A 16,484-nucleotide genomic window follows, 5' to 3' on the forward strand; every position below is an offset into this window, starting at 1 on the left:
GCCTGCTCGGGACGGCCGCACTTCTTGTGGGGTTCGTGGGGTGTGGGGCTGCGGGGTTGTCGGTCGGTATGGGTGAGGAGAAGCCTGTGGTGAGCAGGATCAGTCTGCAAGAAGCAGCTGAGAAGGCCGCTTCGATCATGTTGGACAGTGTTTCGGCGGTGAATCCGGAGTTGAACTGGGTGCATTACGCGCCGACGCAGGGCGGCTGTGGCGGCTACACCATCGACGGCAAGGCAACGAGTTCTGTGACGCGGCGTGTCGCAGTTATGACCATCGTGTCCGAAGCCAGGCGGGGAAGCCTCTTGGGCGTGGTCGAGCGCCACTGGAAGCAGCGCGGCTACAAGATCACTGAGGTGAACCCCGACAAGGACCTGCCGGCGATTTCCGCCAGCACCCCGGAGGACTTCCGGCTGGGCGTCACCGTCGGAAAGAAGGGTCAGTTCTTCTTCTCCATCACCACCCCCTGCTTCATCGAGTCCGAAGTCCAGCCCCCCAAGACCAAGCCCAATGGCACCCCCCTCGACGGTGAGCACGTCCCCGATCCCTACGTGCGCTCCGACTTCTGGCCCTCCAACACCTCCGCGCCCTCCTCGCCGTCCGCCCCCTGAAAACGGGGCCCGCCACCTACACTGGCCCCCGGTGGACTCCCACGGCACGAGGGGTGGTTGACGGTGCGTAAGGGCTGGCTCGTCGCCGGGGGAGCCGTCGGGCTGTGCATGGCGTTCGTCGCGTTGCTCGTCGTCGGGACGTACTCCGCGGCCGCCGGGCTCTTCGGCGGGGCGGGGAGCGCCACCCGCGGCGTGGTGGGGCTGGCCAAGGGGGCCGTGCCCGCGGCGTACCAGGGGCTCGTGCAGCGGTGGGGGAACCTGTGCCCCGCCATCAACCCGGCGCTGCTGGCCGCGCAGTTGTACCAGGAGAGCGGCTTCAACCCCAAGGTGACCAGCCACGCCAACGCCATGGGCATCGCGCAGTTCATCCCCGGCACCTGGGCCTCGCACGGCATCGACGGCGACGGGGACGGCGACCGGGACGTGTGGGACCCGGCCGACGCCATCCCGTCGGCCGCCTCGTACGACTGCGAGTTGGCCACGTACGTGAGGAAGGTGCCCGGCGACCCGACCAACAACATGCTCGCGGCCTACAACGCCGGTGCGTACCGGGTGATAAAGGCCGGCGGGGTGCCGCGCATCAGCGAGACGCAGAACTACGTCCGCATCATCCGCTCCCTGGAGAAGAGCTTCGCCCGGCCGGTCGGGCGCGTGGAGCCGTCGAAGCAGGCGGCCGGGGCGATCTACTTCGCGCAGAAGAAGCTCGGCACGCCCTACCTGTGGGGCGGCAACGGCACGCCCGAGCAGCAGGGCCGCTTCGACTGTTCCGGGCTCACGCAGGCCGCGTACCGGACCGTGGGGATCGAGCTGCCGCGCGTCGCCAACGACCAGTACAACGCCGGGCCGCACCCGTCGCGGGACGAGCTGCTGCCGGGCGATCTGGTGTTCTTCTCGGACGACTTGACGAACTCGCGGGCCATCCGCCACGTGGGTATCTACGTCGGCGGCGGGTACATGATCAACGCGCCGTACACCGGCGCCGTCATCCGTTTCGACAAGATCGACACCCCCGACTACTTCGGCGCGACCCGCGTCACCGAAGATGGCGCGAAAGCACTGCCGAACCGCGCGGCCGATCCGGTCTGAGCTGCGGCGACGTATCTCTCTTCGATAACGTCATCGTGATCGTTCGGTGGAGAGTGGAACGTACGCTTCCCTCGTGTCGTTCCCTGGACTGACACAGTGACAAGGCAAGGGGCCGCAGCAGATGGCTGGACTCGCATCGGACGGTTCGAACCCCGATGTCAGCCTGCTCTATGACATCAACGGGCTGGCCAAGTCCGCCCCGACCTGGTTCGACCGGGTCATGGAGTTCGTCGGCGAGTACGGGATCATGCTCGCGATGGTGCTGGTCGTGCTCTGGTGCTGGTGGAGCGCGCGCCGCCGGGGCGGGCCGGAGGACTCCATCTCCACCGTCGCCGCCCTGGTGTGGGCGCCACTCGCCGCCGGGATCGCCCTCCTGGTCAACATCCCGATCCGCGGCTTCGTGGAGCGGCCGCGGCCCTTCCGCGACCACCAGGGACTCGAGGTCCTCGTCGCGGGCAAGACCGACTACTCCTTCGTGAGCGACCACGCCACCATGGCCATGGGCATCGGTGCCGCGCTCTTCGTCGCCCACCGGAAGTTCGGCCTGGCCGCCATCGGCCTCGCCCTCGCCGAGGGCTTCTGCCGCGTCTACATGGGCGTCCACTACCCCACCGACGTCGTCGGCGGCTTCGCCCTCGGTACGGCCGTGGCCCTGCTCCTCGCCCCGCTCGCCCTCGCGCTGCTCACGCCGCTCGTGTCGGCCGTGGCCCGTTCGGAACGGGTTGGGTGGCTCGTACGCTCGCGAAAAGCCCGCGCTCGGGGGGAGCTGCACGAGACGGTGGACCTGCCCGACCCCAAGGTGGGCGGTAGCGAGAACGACCTCGCGGCATAGCCGCCGGGGCGTCAGAAAGCCTGCGGGAAGGTGAAGAGGCGCTGCGGGTCGTAGCGCCGCTTCACCTCGGACAGGCGGTCCGCCGCCGCGCCGTAGTACGCCGTGCGCCAGTCCTTGAGCGCCGGGTCGGGGTAGTTCTGGTACGCCGACCCCGAGACGTACGGTCCCAGGGAGTCCCGCGCGGTCGCCAGCCAGGCCCGCTGCGCCGCTCCCGGGGTGCCCGGGCGCCAGGAGGCCCAGTACTGCACCAGGATCCGCTGCCGCCGGTGCACGAAGGCCGTGGCGAGCGGGTCGACGCGGCCCGTCGCGCCGCCGAACGCCGTGAGCTGCAGGGCCCCGGTGCCACCGCCCTCCGCCGCCGGGATGCGGGCGAAGGCCTCCGGGGCGGCCGTCAGCGCCGCGACCGCCGCCGGTGACAGCTCCCGGTCGAAGAAGTCCGACACGGCGGTGTACGTGTTCCGCCGCAGCACGCCCCGCGGATCGCTGCCCGGGGTGGTGCCCGGCAGGTGGCACTGCGCCTCGGTCAGCCCGGCGCACTCCGCGTACGTCAGCATCGCCTCCAGGTACGTGCGGTCGTGCAGGTGTACGGAGTCGGCGGGTGCGCCCGTGTGGTCGGCGAGGCGGTCGAGGGCGTTCTCCAGCTCCGTACGGTCGCCGACGGTGCAGACGGACAGGGTGAGGGCGGGCTCCGCACCCGGGTCCGCCGCCAGGCGCAGGGCCGACCAGATCTCGTCGGGCTGCGCCGGGCCCCACGCCTGCCAGGCGGCCAGGACGGACCGGGCCCGCGCCCAGGGCCAGGTGAGCCGCCCGGAGACGACCGTCGCCGGCACCGGGTGCGTGCGGAAGCGCAGCTCGGTGACGACCCCCAGGGTCCCGGCGCCGGCGCCACGCAGCGCCCAGAAGAGGTCCGGGTGCTCCTCGGCGTCGGCGGTCAGGAGCCGCCCGTCCGCCGTGACGACGGTGGCGCCGGTGAGGCTGTCGCAGGTCAGGCCGTACGCGCGCGAGGTCACGCCGTGCCCGCCGCCGAGCGTGAGGCCCGAGATCCCGACCGTCGGGCAGGTGCCGGCCGGGATCGCGCGGCCGTGGCGGGCGAGGGTGCGGTAGACGTGGACGAGTCGGGCGCCCGCGCCGGTCGCGGCGGTCGTGCCGTCGGGGCGCACGTGGTCGATGCCCGACACGTCGATGACCAGGGGGCCCGTGCCGCTGGACCAGCCGGTGTAGGAGTGGCCGCCGCTGCGGAGGGCGACCGGTGTGCGGTGGCGGCGTGCGAAGGCGAGGCATGTGCGGACGTCGTCGTCTCCGGTGACGTACGCGACGGCGGCGGGGCGGAGGTCGTCGAAGCGGGTGTTGTAGAGGAGGCGGGCGGTGGCGTAGTCGGCGTCGCCGGGGCGTACGAGCGGGCCGTCGAGGCCGCGGGCGAGGGCGGCCCAGTCGGCCCAGTCGGCCCGGTCGTCCATGGCGCGACCCTTCCCCGGACGGTTGCGGTCAGTCGGCGTCGGTCGCGTCGGTCGCGTCGGCCGGTGGCGCGGTCGTGTGCGCCGCCGCGTCCGTACGGGCCCGGTCCCGCGAGCGCCGCGCCGGGCCCGACCAGCCGCAGCTGCAGCGGGCCGTGCAGAACGAGCCGCGTTCGATGGTGGTGGCTTCGTGGCCGCTCGTGACGGCGTGGGGTGAGTCATGCGTCGCAGGCACGGCACCACGGTACCGGCGTGACGGGGCGCCGCGGTGGTCGTTAAGGGAGGCGGGTGGGGGTCTCGGTCAAGCGCAGTCGGTCAGGCAGGCAGGCAGCAGCGTCTAGGCGTTGGGGGTTGCAGGCGATGGTGGTGCAGCGACAGCAGCGGCGGTGTTACGGGCGCGGGCTATCGGCGATGGTGGTCGTGGCCGTGGCCCTGACGGCCGGCGGGTGTTCCGGTCCCGCGGGCGCGAGCGCCGACGTCGGCGCGGACGCCGCGGCCGCCGCCGTGCGCAAGGCCCCCGACGCGCTGACGCGCGCGGGCACGTCCAAGGCCCGTACGTCGATGGAGATGGCGACCGGCGGGACGCGGGTGACGATCCGGGGCGAGGGCGCGTACGACTTCGCCGCGCGGCACGGGCAGCTCAAGGTGGTCCTGCCCAAGGACGCAGCCGGCGGCAGCCGCCACCGGCCGATCACCGAGCTCCTGGCACCCGGCGCCCTCTACATGAAGAACCGCGGCGCCGGTGTCCCCGCCGACAAGTGGGTGCGCGTCGACACGACGACCCTCGCCGACGGGAACCTGGTGACGGGCGGCGCGACCGATCCGGCCGCCGCCGCCGAGCTGCTGCGCGGCGCCGAGCGCGTCGCGTACGTCGGCGAGGAGGAACTCGCCGGGGTGCCGGTCACGCACTACCGCGGCGTCACCGACCTCGGGCGGGCGGCGCGGACCGCGTCGCCGCAGGTGCGGGGGGCGCTCGCGGCGGCGGCGAAAGGGTTCGCCGACGACGAGGTGCCGTTCGACGCGTACCTGGACCGGGACGGGCGGCTGCGCAAGGTACGCCACCGGTTCAGCTTCACCAACGAGGGGCGCACGGTCGCCGTCGCGTCGACGACGCTGCTGTACGACTTCGGCGTGCCCGTCGTCGTACAGCTGCCGCCGCGGAAGGACATCTACGCCGGGAAGATCGAGGCGTGAGACGGGCGTGAGCCGCGTGATCCGTCCGGGCCGGAAGAATGGTCCGGACGTGCCATGCGCGGTGTGTGGTCCGCTCCCTACGCTGGGAGACGCCAGGATCCGCAGGACCCGCAGGACTCGCAGGAAGAGGTGATGCGCGTGGCCCCGCTCCCTTCGACGACAGTCCAGGACCACGTGGCCCTCGCCGAGATCGAGCTGTGCGGTGAGCTGATGATCGCCGCATCGGCCACGGACGGGGAGCGGCTCAGCGCGGACCTCATCGACGAGGTCCTGAAGGTCACGCCGGCCGCACCCGCCCCGCAGTGACGCCGGTCAGGTCCGCAGCATGCGGGCGATGGCCTTCGTCGCCTCCTCGACCTTCGCGTCGATCTCGTCGCCGCCCTTGACCGCGGCGTCGGCGACGCAGTGGCGCAGGTGCTCCTCCAGGAGCTGGAGCGCGAAGGACTGCAGAGCCTTCGTGGACGCGGAGACCTGGGTGAGTATGTCGATGCAGTAGACGTCCTCGTCGACCATGCGCTGGAGGCCGCGGATCTGACCCTCGATGCGGCGCAGGCGCTTGAGGTGCTCCTGCTTCTGCTTGTGGTACCCGTGCACACCGTGGTCGTGGTCGGTGACCTGCTCGGGGGTGCCCGGCTCCTCGATGGCCTGCTCCTCGACCGGAAGGCCGGCCGCCTCGGTGGTCGTCATCGCGTCCTCCCGTTGTCCAGTGGGGCTTCTATACCCCTCATGGGTATATGGTACCGATCCTCGCGCACAGGGGGCGGGGCCCCGGTTCTGTTCACTGTGCCTGATGGGCGACACTGAATGACGCCGGTTAGCCGTGGCCGGATGATGCGCCTAGCATCAGCCTGACCGAAACCCATGCACCCCGAGGACCCCACGTGCGCTTTCGTCTGACCCCCAGGGAGACGAGCTTCTACGACATGTTTTCCGCCTCCGCGGACAACATCGTCACGGGCTCCAAACTCCTGATGGAACTGCTCGGGGCGGAATCCTCCGCCCGGGCCGAGATCGCGGAGCGGATGCGGGCGGCGGAGCACGCGGGCGACGACGCGACCCACGCGATCTTCCACCAGCTGAACTCCTCCTTCATCACGCCGTTCGACCGCGAGGACATCTACAACCTCGCCTCCTCGCTCGACGACATCATGGACTTCATGGAGGAGGCCGTCGACCTCGTCGTCCTCTACAACGTCGAGGAGCTGCCGAAGGGCGTCGAGCAGCAGATCGAGGTGCTGGCGCGGGCGGCGGAGCTGACCGCCGAGGCGATGCCGCACCTGCGGACGATGGAGAACCTCACCGAGTACTGGATCGAGGTCAACCGGCTGGAGAACCAGGCCGACCAGATCCACCGCAAGCTGCTGGCCCAGCTCTTCAACGGCAAGTACGACGCCATCGAGGTGCTCAAGCTGAAGCAGATCGTGGATGTGCTGGAAGAGGCCGCTGACGCCTTCGAGCACGTGGCCAACACGGTGGAGACCATCGCGGTCAAGGAGTCCTGAGCTTCGTGGACACCTTCGCACTGGTCGTGACCATCGCGGTCGCGCTCGGCTTCACGTACACGAACGGCTTCCACGACTCGGCGAACGCCATCGCCACCTCCGTCTCCACCCGGGCGCTGACGCCGCGCGCGGCGCTGGCGATGGCCGCGGTGATGAACCTCGCGGGCGCCTTCCTCGGCAGCGGGGTCGCCAAGACCGTGAGCGAGGGCCTGATCGCGACGCCCGAGGGCTCGCGCGGCATGGGCATCCTCTTCGCGGCGCTGGTCGGCGCGATCGTCTGGAACCTCATCACCTGGTACTTCGGCCTGCCGTCGTCCTCCTCGCACGCGCTGTTCGGCGGCATGGTGGGCGCGGCGCTGGCGGGCGGCACCGACGTGATCTGGTCGGGTGTCGTCGACAAGATCGTCATCCCGATGTTCATCTCGCCGGTGGTCGGCCTGGTGGTCGGCTACCTGGTGATGTGCGGGATCATGTGGATCTTCCGCAAGGCCAACCCGCACAAGGCGAAGCGCGGCTTCCGTATCGCCCAGACCGTGTCGGCGGCGGGCATGGCGCTCGGCCACGGTCTCCAGGACGCCCAGAAGACGATGGGCATCGTGGTGATGGCGCTGGTCATTGCGGACGTCCACGACGCCGGTGAGGCGATCCCGGTCTGGGTCAAGGTCGCCTGCGCGGTGATGCTGTCGCTGGGTACGTACGCCGGTGGCTGGCGCATCATGCGGACGCTGGGGCGCAAGATCATCGAGCTGGATCCGCCGCAGGGGTTCGCGGCGGAGACGACGGGCGCGTCGATCATGTTCGGCTCGGCGTTCCTGTTCCACGCGCCGATCTCGACGACGCACGTCATCACGTCGGCGATCATGGGTGTCGGCGCGACGAAGCGGGTCAACGCGGTGCGGTGGGGTGTCGCGAAGAACATCATCCTCGGATGGTTCATCACGATGCCGGCGGCGGCGCTGGTCGCTGCGGCGAGCTTCGGTGTGGTGCGGCTGGTGTTCGGCTGACGGCTGCGCGTCGGGCGGTGTTGCTGGGGGGCCGGGGGTTATCCCCCGGGGGATGCAGTATCACGATGCCGGCGGCGGCGCTGGTCGCTGCGGCGAGCTTCGGTGTGGTGCGGCTGGTGTTCGGCTGACGGTCGCCTTCGGCTGACGGCTGCGGGCCGGGCGGGTGTGGTTGGCCCTGCGGGGCTGTTCCCCACCCCTCCCCCTACGCCCTTGCGGGCGTGGGGGGACCCCCGTGCCCCCGCGCCTCACACGCCGGCGGGGCTGAATGTGCCCCCGCGCCTCACACGCCGGCGGGGCTGAGTTTCGAGTGACGGAAGGGCCCGCCCCCTGAGGGGGCGGGCCCTTTGCCTTGCGGTGGCACCGCCATGCAGCACCGCAAGGGGATTCCGGCGGACGGTTATCCGAAGCGGCCCGAGATGTAGTCCTCGGTGGCCTGGACGGACGGGTTGGAGAAGATCCGCTCCGTGTCGTCGATCTCGACGAGCTTGCCGGGCTGGCCGACCGCCGCCAGGTTGAAGAAGGCCGTGCGGTCCGAGACGCGGGCCGCCTGCTGCATGTTGTGGGTCACGATGACGATCGTGAACCGTTCCTTCAGCTCGCTGATCAGGTCCTCGATGGCGAGCGTGGAGATCGGGTCCAGCGCCGAGCACGGCTCGTCCATCAGCAGGACGTCCGGCTCGACCGCGATGGCGCGGGCGATGCACAGGCGCTGCTGCTGGCCGCCGGAGAGGCCGGAGCCCGGCTTGTTGAGGCGGTCCTTGACCTCGTTCCAGAGGTTCGCGCCCTTGAGGGAGCGCTCGACGGTGTCGGCCAGCTCCTGCTTGCGGTACTTGCCGTTCAGCCGCAGGCCCGCCGCCACGTTGTCGAAGATCGACATCGTCGGGAAGGGGTTCGGACGCTGGAAGACCATGCCGACCGTGCGGCGCACGGCGACCGGGTCGACGTCCTTGGCGTACAGGTTCTGGTCGTCCAGCATCACCTTGCCCTCGACGCGGCCACCGGGGGTGACCTCGTGCATGCGGTTCAGGGTGCGCAGGAAGGTGGACTTGCCGCAGCCGGAGGGGCCGATGAAGGCCGTCACGGAGCGGGGCTCGACGGTCATGGAGATGTCGTCGATCGCCTTGTGGGCGCCGTAGTAGGCGGTCAGGCCGCTGACGTCGATTCGCTTGGCCATGGTTTCGATCACTTCCAGGAGGCCTTAGCGGCCGGTCTTCGGGGCCTTCCAGCGGGCGATGCCGCGGGCGACCAGGTTGAGGATCATGACGAAGGCGATCAGGACGAGCGCGGCGGCCCAGGCGCGGTCGTACGACGCCTCGCTGCCGACCTTGTACTGCTCCCAGATGTAGAAGGGGAGCGCGGACTGAGCACCTTCGAAGGGGTTGGTGTTGATCAGCTGGCTGCCGAAGACCAGCAGCATGATCGGCGCGGTCTCGCCGGCGATGCGGGCGATGGCGAGCATGACGCCGGTGGTGATGCCGCCGATCGCCGTCGGGATGACCACCTTCAGGATCACGCGCCACTTCGGTACGCCGAGGGCGAGCGCCGCCTCGCGCAGCTCGTTCGGGACGAGCTTGAGCATCTCCTCGGTGGAGCGGACCACGACCGGGATCATCAGGATGGCCAGCGCCAGCGCGCCCATCAGGCCGGACGGCTGGAGGTCGGCCATCAGCATGATGGAGAGGATGAAGAGGCCGGCGACGATCGACGGGATGCCCGTCATGACGTCGACGAAGAACGTGACGGCCTTGGCCAGGGAGCCCTTGCCGTACTCGACGAGGTAGACGGCGGTCAGCAGGCCGATCGGCGCGGAGATGAGGGTGGCGAGGCCTACCTGCTCCAGCGTGCCGACGAGCGCGTGGTAGACGCCGCCGCCGACGTCGAAGCCGGGGACGCCGGCCATCGAGTGGGTGAGGAAGTAGCCGTCGAGGACCTTCAGGCCCCGGCTGACCGTGACCCAGATGAGGGAGAGCAGCGGGACGACGGCGAGGATGAAGCACACCCAGACCACGCTGGTGGCGAGGCGGTCCTTGGCCTGGCGCTGGTTCTCGACGGTCGACGTCACGGCGTACGAGACGACGACGAAGGCGAGCGCCGAGATCAGGCCCCACTGGGTGCGGCTTTCGAGGCCGGCGGCCAGGCCGGTGCCGCAGCCGATGGCGACGGCGACGACGGCGAAGGCGGCCGGGGCCCAGCGCGGCAGGTGGCGCTGGCTGAGGTCGTCCTTGCGGGGACGGGGTGCGGCCTTGGCGGGCGCGTCCTGGATTGCGTTGCTCATCAGGCGTTCGCCCCCGAGTACTCCTTGCGGCGCGCGATGATCAGGCGGGCCGCGCCGTTGACCAGCAGGGTGAGGACGAAGAGGACCAGACCGGAGGCGATCAGGGCGTCGCGGCCGAGCTGGTCGGCCTCGTCGAACTTCGCCGCGATGTTCTGGGCGAACGTGCCGCCGCCCGGGTCGAGCAGGTGCAGCGAGATCAGGAAGCTCGGGGAGAGGACCGTGGCGACGGCCATGGTCTCGCCGAGCGCCCGGCCGAGGCCGAGCATCGAGGCGGAGATGACGCCGGAGCGGCCGAAGGGCAGCACGGCAAGCCGGATGACCTCCCAGCGGGTGGCGCCGAGGGCGAGGGCGGCCTCCTCGTTCATGCGCGGCACCTGGAGGAAGACCTCGCGGCTGACGCTGGTCACGATCGGCAGGATCATGATGGCGAGCAGGATGCCGACGGTGAAGAGGGTCCGCGCGACGCCGACCTCCGTCTTGTCGAAGACGTACGTCCAGGCGAAGAACTGGTCGAGCCAGAGGTTCAGGCCCTCCAGGTACGGGACGAGGAAGAGCGCGCCCCAGATGCCGTAGATGATCGACGGCACGGCGGCGAGCAGGTCGACGACGTACGCGAGGGGCGCGGCCAGGCGGCGGGGCGCGTAGTGCGAGATGAACAGCGCGATGCCGACCGCGATCGGGACCGCGATGACCATCGCGATGATGGAGCTGACGATCGTGCCGAACAGGAGGACCGCGATGCCGAAGACCGGGCGGTCGCCGACCGGGTTCCAGTCGAAGGTGGTGAAGAAGTTGCCCTCGTTCTCCGCGAGCGCGAGGGAGGCGCGGTAGCTGAGGAACACGGCGATCGACGCCATGATCACCAGGAGCAGGATCCCGGAGCCGCGGGAGAGGCCGAGGAAGATCTTGTCGCCCGCGCGGCCGGTGGAGGTGGGGCCCGGCTTCCCGGCGACCGGCGGAGCCGGTGCGTTGTCAGTCGTTATAGCCATGGTCTTTCCGGTCTGTGTGGGGGAAGTCCGCGGGTGGCGGCTCCCCTGGCGGCGGTGCACCGGATGGGGTGGGGGCCGGCCCGGGCGAGTGGCCGGGCCGGCCTTGCGTGCGTGCGGTTACGACAGGCCGTTGACGGTCTCGCGGACCTTGGCGTTGATCTCGGCCGGGATCGGGGCGTAGCCGGCCTCGGCCAGGACCTTCTGGCCCTCGTCGGAGGCGGTGTAGGTGAGGAAGGACTTCACGGTGCCGAGGGTGTCGGCCTTGTTGCCGGTGTCGCAGACGACCTCGTACGTCACCAGGACGATCGGGTACGCGCCCTCGGCCTTGGTGGCGTAGTCCAGCTCCAGCGCCAGGTCCTTGCCGGTGCCCTTGACCTTGGCGGCGGCGATGGCCTTGGAGGCGTTCTCGGAGGTGGCCGGGACCGGGGCGGGGGCGCCGGTGGCGATCTGGACGGCCGGGATGCTCTGCGACTCGGCGTAGCTCAGCTCGAAGTAGCCGATCGCGCCTTCGACCTGCTTGACCTGGGCGGCGACGCCGGAGGAGCCGGACGCGGCCTGGCCGCCGGGGGCCGGCCACTTCTTCTCGGCCTCGTACGGCCAGTCCGCCTTGGCGGCCTTGCCGAGGTACTTGCCGAGGTTCTGGGTGGTGCCGGAGTCCTCGGAGCGGTGGAAGGCCTGGATCGGGGTGCTCGGGAGCTTGGCGCCCGGGTTGAGCTTGGCGATCGCCGGGTCGTCCCACTTCTTGATCTTGTCGTTGAAGATCTTGGCGATGGTGGGGGCGTCCAGGACCAGGTCCTTCACGCCGGGGACGTTGTAGCCGATGGCGATCGGCCCGCCGACCATGGGGAGGTTGATGCCCTGGCCGGACTTGCAGATCTTCTTGGACTCGGCGACCTCTTCCGGCTTCAGCGCGGAGTCGGAGCCGGCGAAGCCGACGCGGCCCTGGTTGAAGGCGATGATGCCCTCGCCGGAGGAGGAGGACTTGTAGTTGATCTCCACACCCGGGCAGGCGGCCATGTAGTTCTTGACCCACAGGTCCATGGCGTTCTTCTGCGCCGAGGATCCGGAGGCCAGCAGCTGGCCCTTGGCGCCGTCGCACTTGATGGACGAGGTGGCGCCGGTCTTCTTGCCGCCGTCGGGGCTGCCCGTGTTGTCGTCCGAACCACACGCCGTGAGTACCAGGGCGCCGGAGACGGCGAGGGCGCCGAGCGCGGTGGCGCGAAGCCCGGTCTTGCGCTGAAGCTTCACTGTTGGGTGTTCCTTCCAGGAGCCGCCGCGGCGTCGATACCGAATCCGTGCGTGAGCTCGGTGGCGGCGTGTGTCAGTAACCGTGTACGGCCGAAATTAGGCAGATCAGGTGACATGGCTGGCGGGGGAGGGTGAACGGTAGGTGAACCGTGACGGAAGCCGTGGTGAGCCGTGGCCAGAGCCTGTGGGGCCATTGTCGCGGGGGCGGGCCGGGCGTCGGGAGTGAGGTTTACGACGGGGCCGCGCGGGGGCGCACGCGACCTCGGGCAGGCGAGGGCGCGCTCCGGCGGCGTGAGGCGCGGAGCGTGGGGTTGTGCGCCGGTACGCGGGCGCGCGGGGGCCGCACCCGGGCCACCCGGGAGGGTGGCGGTGGTGCGGGGCGGGTTGCCCCCGGACGGGTGAGGTTGCCGGTGCCGCCCGGGGTCAGGGCCCGGTTTCCGGGGCGGGAGTGATCGCCGCGAGGGCGGCGTCGACCAGGTCCCGGTCGACGGCGTACGACAGGAGCGCCCGGGCCTCGGGCGGGGAGAGCCAGCGCAGCTCGTCGACCTCGCCGTCGGGGCGGAAGGCGCCGCCTGTGGCTTCGGCCGCCCAGTAGCGGACCTCCTTGGGGCGGTCGCCCGCGCGGTAGCAGGCCTTGGGGAGCTCGGGGCCGAGGGCGCACGTCATGCCGGTCTCCTCCCGCACCTCGCGGACGGCCGCGTGCCGGTGGTCCTCGCCGGGTTCGAGCTTGCCCTTGGGGTGGGACCAGTCGTCGTGCTTGGGGCGGTGGATGACGGCCACCTCGATGCCACCGGAGACGCCGCCCGGGCCCCCAGCGCCGCCCGCACCCCCGGCGCCGCCCGGGCCCTCGGCCGCGCGGCGCCACAGGACGCAGCCGGCGGCGTGGACCAGGCCCTTCGCGGGCGAAGTCGGCGTCACCGGGCCGTCACCGCCGTACGCTGCCACGCGCGCTGGAAGCTCACGCGCGCCGCCTCCACCTCGTGCCGCTGGTCCGCGTGGAGCACGCCCAGCACGTACGCCGTCGCCGGCGCGATGCGCGGGGTGCGCGCGGCGCTCGCCGCGGCGGACGCGGCGTCGGCGGCGTCCCGGTGCCGGTCGAGCGCGCGGCCCGCCTCGTACAGCTGCGCCGCGTCCGCGCCGAGCGCCTCCTGGGCGTGGCGGTGCAGCCGGAGCAGCAGCCGTACGTGGTGCCAGGAGGTGTCGTGCTGTTCGCCGCCCACGGCGGGGCTCATCGGCAGCGCCGCCACCGCGTCCAGCAGGCGCCGCTCGACGGCCTCGGTGGCCGGGCCGAGGACCTCGCCGGCGCGGGCGCCCGCGGCCGGGCCCAGCGGCACCTCCGAGGCGAGCAGCGCCACCGCGTCGGCGACCGCGTGGAAGCGGGACGAGCCGAGGGCCTGGAGCGCGGCGGAATGCGCCCGGGTCCGGGCCAGCGTGAGGCGGCGCTCCAGCAGGGCCCCGGCGCGCGCGCCGCCCACCGCGAGCGCCTCGGCGCCGCCCGTCAGGCGGGACAGCGCGTCCACCAGGCGGACGAGCCGCGAGGTGCACGCGTGTTCCTGCGCCAGCAGGCCGGAGAGCCAGGACAGTTCGGTGCGCAGCTGGTCGGCCCAGGAGGCGTCGAGCAGCGGGCGGAAGGTGTGCAGCGTGGAGCCGATGCGCCGGGCGGCGGCGCGCAGCCCCCGTGCCGCCTCCTCGGCGCCGGCCGAGTCCGCGCCGCTCTCGGCGTGCAGGCGCAGGTTGCGTAGGAAGTCCCCCGCGCGGGCGTGGAGGTACGGGGACAGGACCTCGCCCGCGGTGAGCTGGTCAGGTTTGAGCACGCCGGCGCCTCCGCGCGTCTATGAGCATCTCCTGGACATGCCGCAGCGGCTGGCCGTCCCCGTCCGTCGCGTGCCGCGTCCACTCGCCGTCCGGGCCGAGGTGCCACGACGATGTGGTGTCGGCCATGCCCGCCTCCAGCAGCCGGCACAGCGAGGCGCGGTGCGCGGGGTCGGAGACCCGCACCAGCGCTTCTATCCGGCGGTCCAGGTTACGGTGCATCATGTCGGCGCTGCCGAACCACACTTCGGGCTCGCCGCCGTTCCCGAAGGCGAAGACGCGCGAGTGTTCCAGGAACCGTCCGAGGACGGAGCGGACCCTGATGTGCTCGGAGAGGCCCGGGACGCCCGGCCGTACGGCGCAGATGCCGCGGACCCAGATGTCGACCGGTACGCCGGCCCGTGAGGCGCGGTAGCAGGCGTCGATGACGGCCTCGTCGACCATCGAGTTGACCTTGATGCGGACGTACGCGAGTCGCCCGGCCCGGTGGTGGACGATCTCCTTGTTGATGCGGGAGATCAGGCCGTCGCGGAGCGACTTGGGGGCGACGAGCAGGCGCCGGTAGGTCTCGCGGCGCGAGTAGCCGGACAGCCGGTTGAAGAGGTCGGACAGGTCCGCGCCGACCTGCGGGTCGGCGGTGAGCAGGCCGAGGTCCTCGTACAGGCGGGCGGTCTTGGGGTGGTAGTTGCCGGTGCCGACGTGGGAGTAGCGGCGCAGCGTCTCGCCCTCCTGGCGGACCACCAGGGAGAGCTTGCAGTGGGTCTTGAGGCCGACGAGGCCGTACACGACGTGGCAGCCGGCCTCCTCCAGCTTGCGCGCCCACTTGATGTTGGCCTGTTCGTCGAAGCGGGCCTTGATCTCGACGAGGACGAGGACCTGCTTGCCGGACTCGGCCGCGTCGATGAGGGCGTCGACGATGGGGGAGTCGCCGGACGTCCGGTACAGCGTCTGCTTGATGGCGAGGACGTCCGGGTCGGCGGCCGCCTGCTCCAGGAAGGCCTGGACGGAGGTGGAGAACGAGTCGTACGGGTGGTGCAGCAGGACGTCGCGCTCGCGCAGGGCGGCGAACACGTCCGGCGCGGACGCCGACTCGACCTCGGCCAGGTCGCGGTGGGTCCCGGCCACGAACTTCGGGTACTTGAGTTCGGGCCGGTCCAGGGCCGAGATCCCGAACAGCCCGGTCAGGTCCAGCGGCCCGGGCAGCGGGTACACCTCGGCGTCGGTGACCTTCAGTTCGCGTACGAGCAGGTCGAGGACGTACGGGTCGATCGACTCCTCGACCTCCAGGCGCACCGGCGGGCCGAAGCGGCGCCGCATGAGCTCCTTCTCCAGCGCCTGGAGGAGGTTCTCGGCGTCGTCCTCCTCGACCTCCAGGTCCTCGTTGCGCGTCACGCGGAACATGTGGTGCGCCAGCACCTCCATGCCCGGGAACAGCTCCTCCAGGTGCGCGGCGATGACGTCCTCCAGCGGGACGTAGCGCTGCGGCGAGGCCTCCAGGAAGCGGGAGAGCAGCGGGGGGACCTTCACGCGGGCGAAGTGGCGGTGGCCGCTGACGGGGTTGCGTACGACGACGGCGAGGTTGAGGGAGAGGCCGGAGATGTACGGGAAGGGGTGCGCCGGGTCGACGGCGAGGGGGGTGAGGACCGGGAAGATCTGCTGGCGGAAGAGGGTGAAGAGCCGGGCCTGCTCCTTCTCCGTCAGGTCGGGCCAGCGGATGAGGTGGATGCCTTCGTCGGCGAGGGCCGGGGCGATGTCCTGCTGGAAGCAGGCGGCGTGCCGGGCCATGAGCTCCCGCGAGCGGGTCCAGATCAGCTCCAGGACCTCGCGCGGCTGGTGCCCGGAGGCGGACCGGGTGGCGACGCCGGTGGCGATGCGGCGCTTGAGGCCGGCGACCCGGACCATGAAGAACTCGTCGAGGTTGGAGGCGAAGATCGCGAGGAAGTTCGCTCGTTCGAGGAGCGGCGTCGTGGGGTCCTCGGCGAGCTCCAGCACCCGTTCGTTGAACGCCAGCCAGGAGCGCTCGCGGTCCAGGAAGCGGCCGGGGGGCAGTTCGCCGTCCGGGCCGTCCTCGTCGTACGCGTCCAGGTCGGAGTCGAGGTCGGGCGCCAGGTCGGACACGGGTCCGGCGGTCACCATGTGCGGTCGGTGCGCGGCTATGGACCCCACGGACGGCTGCGCGTGCTGGATCGGGACGTCGGCCTCGGCGGGCTGCTGGCTCATGGCACCATTCTTCCGCGCCAGGGGGTGGTCAAGCGCGTCGGAGCGGGCCGCTGACACGGCGGGCTTCATTCGCTGAGCGTCGCAAGCCGTTCTGAATGGTCGGTAACCATTACGTGACGTACAAGGGGGTGTCTTGTCGATCAGGCCGGATCAGGGAGCGGGGTCTGGTGCCGTGTATCGCAAGGCGGAGGAGGGAGCCACTGCGGTGGGGGCACCCCCGGGCCCGCAGGGCTACGGGGGCCATTGGCGACCGACGACAA

At 71.2% G+C, this 16,484-nt stretch carries 17 protein-coding genes; 7 read left to right on the forward strand and 10 right to left on the reverse strand.

The window, feature by feature from the left end; translation table 11 throughout:
* Window positions 1-89 precede the first annotated feature (89 nt).
* The 3 genes from AB0A69_RS08435 (at window position 90) to AB0A69_RS08445 (ending at window position 2,526) form a co-directional block, all read left to right on the forward strand.
* Window positions 90-608, forward strand: a complete 519-nt coding sequence (locus AB0A69_RS08435; protein WP_361416927.1) for an LppA family lipoprotein — start codon at window positions 90-92, stop codon at window positions 606-608.
* A 63-nt stretch (window positions 609-671) separates the two neighbouring features.
* Window positions 672-1,694, forward strand: a complete 1,023-nt coding sequence (locus tag AB0A69_RS08440; protein ID WP_361418388.1) for a bifunctional lytic transglycosylase/C40 family peptidase — start codon at window positions 672-674, stop codon at window positions 1,692-1,694.
* A 121-nt stretch (window positions 1,695-1,815) separates the two neighbouring features.
* Window positions 1,816-2,526 (forward strand): phosphatase PAP2 family protein, encoded by a 711-nt coding sequence (locus AB0A69_RS08445; RefSeq protein WP_361416930.1) that lies wholly within the window; start codon window positions 1,816-1,818, stop codon window positions 2,524-2,526.
* Window positions 2,527-2,537: 11 nt separating this feature from the next.
* Here AB0A69_RS08445 and AB0A69_RS08450 read toward each other — a convergent pair whose 3' ends face one another.
* Window positions 2,538-3,983: an FAD-binding oxidoreductase gene (locus AB0A69_RS08450; protein ID WP_361416933.1), complete on the reverse strand. Its 1,446-nt coding sequence runs from the start codon at window positions 3,981-3,983 to the stop codon at window positions 2,538-2,540.
* Between the two features lie 28 nt (window positions 3,984-4,011).
* A complete protein-coding gene (locus tag AB0A69_RS08455; protein ID WP_361416936.1) occupies window positions 4,012-4,215 on the reverse strand; it encodes a hypothetical protein in 204 nt (67 codons plus the stop codon).
* Window positions 4,216-4,340: 125 nt separating this feature from the next.
* Between AB0A69_RS08455 and AB0A69_RS08460 the strand changes: the two genes are divergently transcribed.
* Window positions 4,341-5,174, forward strand: a complete 834-nt coding sequence (locus AB0A69_RS08460) for a hypothetical protein (protein WP_361416939.1) — start codon at window positions 4,341-4,343, stop codon at window positions 5,172-5,174.
* A 138-nt stretch (window positions 5,175-5,312) separates the two neighbouring features.
* A complete protein-coding gene (locus AB0A69_RS08465) occupies window positions 5,313-5,480 on the forward strand; it encodes a hypothetical protein (RefSeq protein WP_361418477.1) in 168 nt (55 codons plus the stop codon).
* A gap of 6 nt (window positions 5,481-5,486) precedes the next feature.
* On the opposite strand, the gene AB0A69_RS08470 is transcribed toward AB0A69_RS08465, so the two are convergent.
* Window positions 5,487-5,861 (reverse strand): metal-sensitive transcriptional regulator, encoded by a 375-nt coding sequence (locus tag AB0A69_RS08470; RefSeq protein ID WP_361416942.1) that lies wholly within the window; start codon window positions 5,859-5,861, stop codon window positions 5,487-5,489.
* 194 nt (window positions 5,862-6,055) lie between these two features.
* On the opposite strand from AB0A69_RS08470, the gene AB0A69_RS08475 reads away from it, so the two are divergent.
* Both AB0A69_RS08475 and AB0A69_RS08480 read left to right on the forward strand, forming a co-directional pair.
* Window positions 6,056-6,676, forward strand: coding sequence for a DUF47 family protein (locus AB0A69_RS08475; protein ID WP_361416945.1), 621 nt, complete (start codon window positions 6,056-6,058; stop codon window positions 6,674-6,676).
* Between the two features lie 5 nt (window positions 6,677-6,681).
* Window positions 6,682-7,680, forward strand: a complete 999-nt coding sequence (locus tag AB0A69_RS08480) for an inorganic phosphate transporter (RefSeq protein WP_355365114.1) — start codon at window positions 6,682-6,684, stop codon at window positions 7,678-7,680.
* Window positions 7,681-8,077: 397 nt separating this feature from the next.
* Here AB0A69_RS08480 and pstB read toward each other — a convergent pair whose 3' ends face one another.
* The 7 genes from pstB to AB0A69_RS08515 form a co-directional block, all read right to left on the reverse strand.
* On the reverse strand, window positions 8,078-8,854 hold the full coding sequence (gene pstB, locus AB0A69_RS08485) for a phosphate ABC transporter ATP-binding protein PstB (RefSeq protein ID WP_361416950.1): 777 nt from the start codon (window positions 8,852-8,854) through the stop codon (window positions 8,078-8,080).
* Between the two features lie 24 nt (window positions 8,855-8,878).
* On the reverse strand, window positions 8,879-9,955 hold the full coding sequence (pstA, locus tag AB0A69_RS08490; RefSeq protein WP_361416953.1) for a phosphate ABC transporter permease PstA: 1,077 nt from the start codon (window positions 9,953-9,955) through the stop codon (window positions 8,879-8,881).
* Window positions 9,955-10,944 carry a phosphate ABC transporter permease subunit PstC gene (gene pstC, locus AB0A69_RS08495; RefSeq protein ID WP_361416956.1) on the reverse strand — a complete coding sequence of 330 codons (990 nt, stop codon included), beginning with the start codon at window positions 10,942-10,944 and terminating at the stop codon, window positions 9,955-9,957. Before pstC ends, pstA begins: the two co-directional genes overlap by 1 nt.
* A 117-nt stretch (window positions 10,945-11,061) precedes the next feature.
* Window positions 11,062-12,192: a phosphate ABC transporter substrate-binding protein PstS gene (gene pstS / locus AB0A69_RS08500; protein ID WP_361416959.1), complete on the reverse strand. Its 1,131-nt coding sequence runs from the start codon at window positions 12,190-12,192 to the stop codon at window positions 11,062-11,064.
* Between the two features lie 423 nt (window positions 12,193-12,615).
* A complete protein-coding gene (locus tag AB0A69_RS08505; protein WP_361416962.1) occupies window positions 12,616-13,110 on the reverse strand; it encodes an NUDIX hydrolase in 495 nt (164 codons plus the stop codon).
* The gene (locus AB0A69_RS08510; RefSeq protein ID WP_361416965.1) at window positions 13,107-14,006 is read right to left on the reverse strand and encodes a CHAD domain-containing protein; all 900 of its coding nucleotides are present in this window, start codon (window positions 14,004-14,006) and stop codon (window positions 13,107-13,109) included. Before AB0A69_RS08510 ends, AB0A69_RS08505 begins: the two co-directional genes overlap by 4 nt.
* Complete coding sequence (locus tag AB0A69_RS08515) at window positions 13,993-16,224, reverse strand: RNA degradosome polyphosphate kinase (protein ID WP_361416968.1); 2,232 nt, start codon at window positions 16,222-16,224, stop codon at window positions 13,993-13,995. Before AB0A69_RS08515 ends, AB0A69_RS08510 begins: the two co-directional genes overlap by 14 nt.
* Window positions 16,225-16,484 lie beyond the last annotated feature (260 nt).

It is taken from the genome of Streptomyces sp. NPDC045431 (genome assembly GCF_040646655.1).
GTDB lineage: Bacteria > Actinomycetota > Actinomycetes > Streptomycetales > Streptomycetaceae > Streptomyces.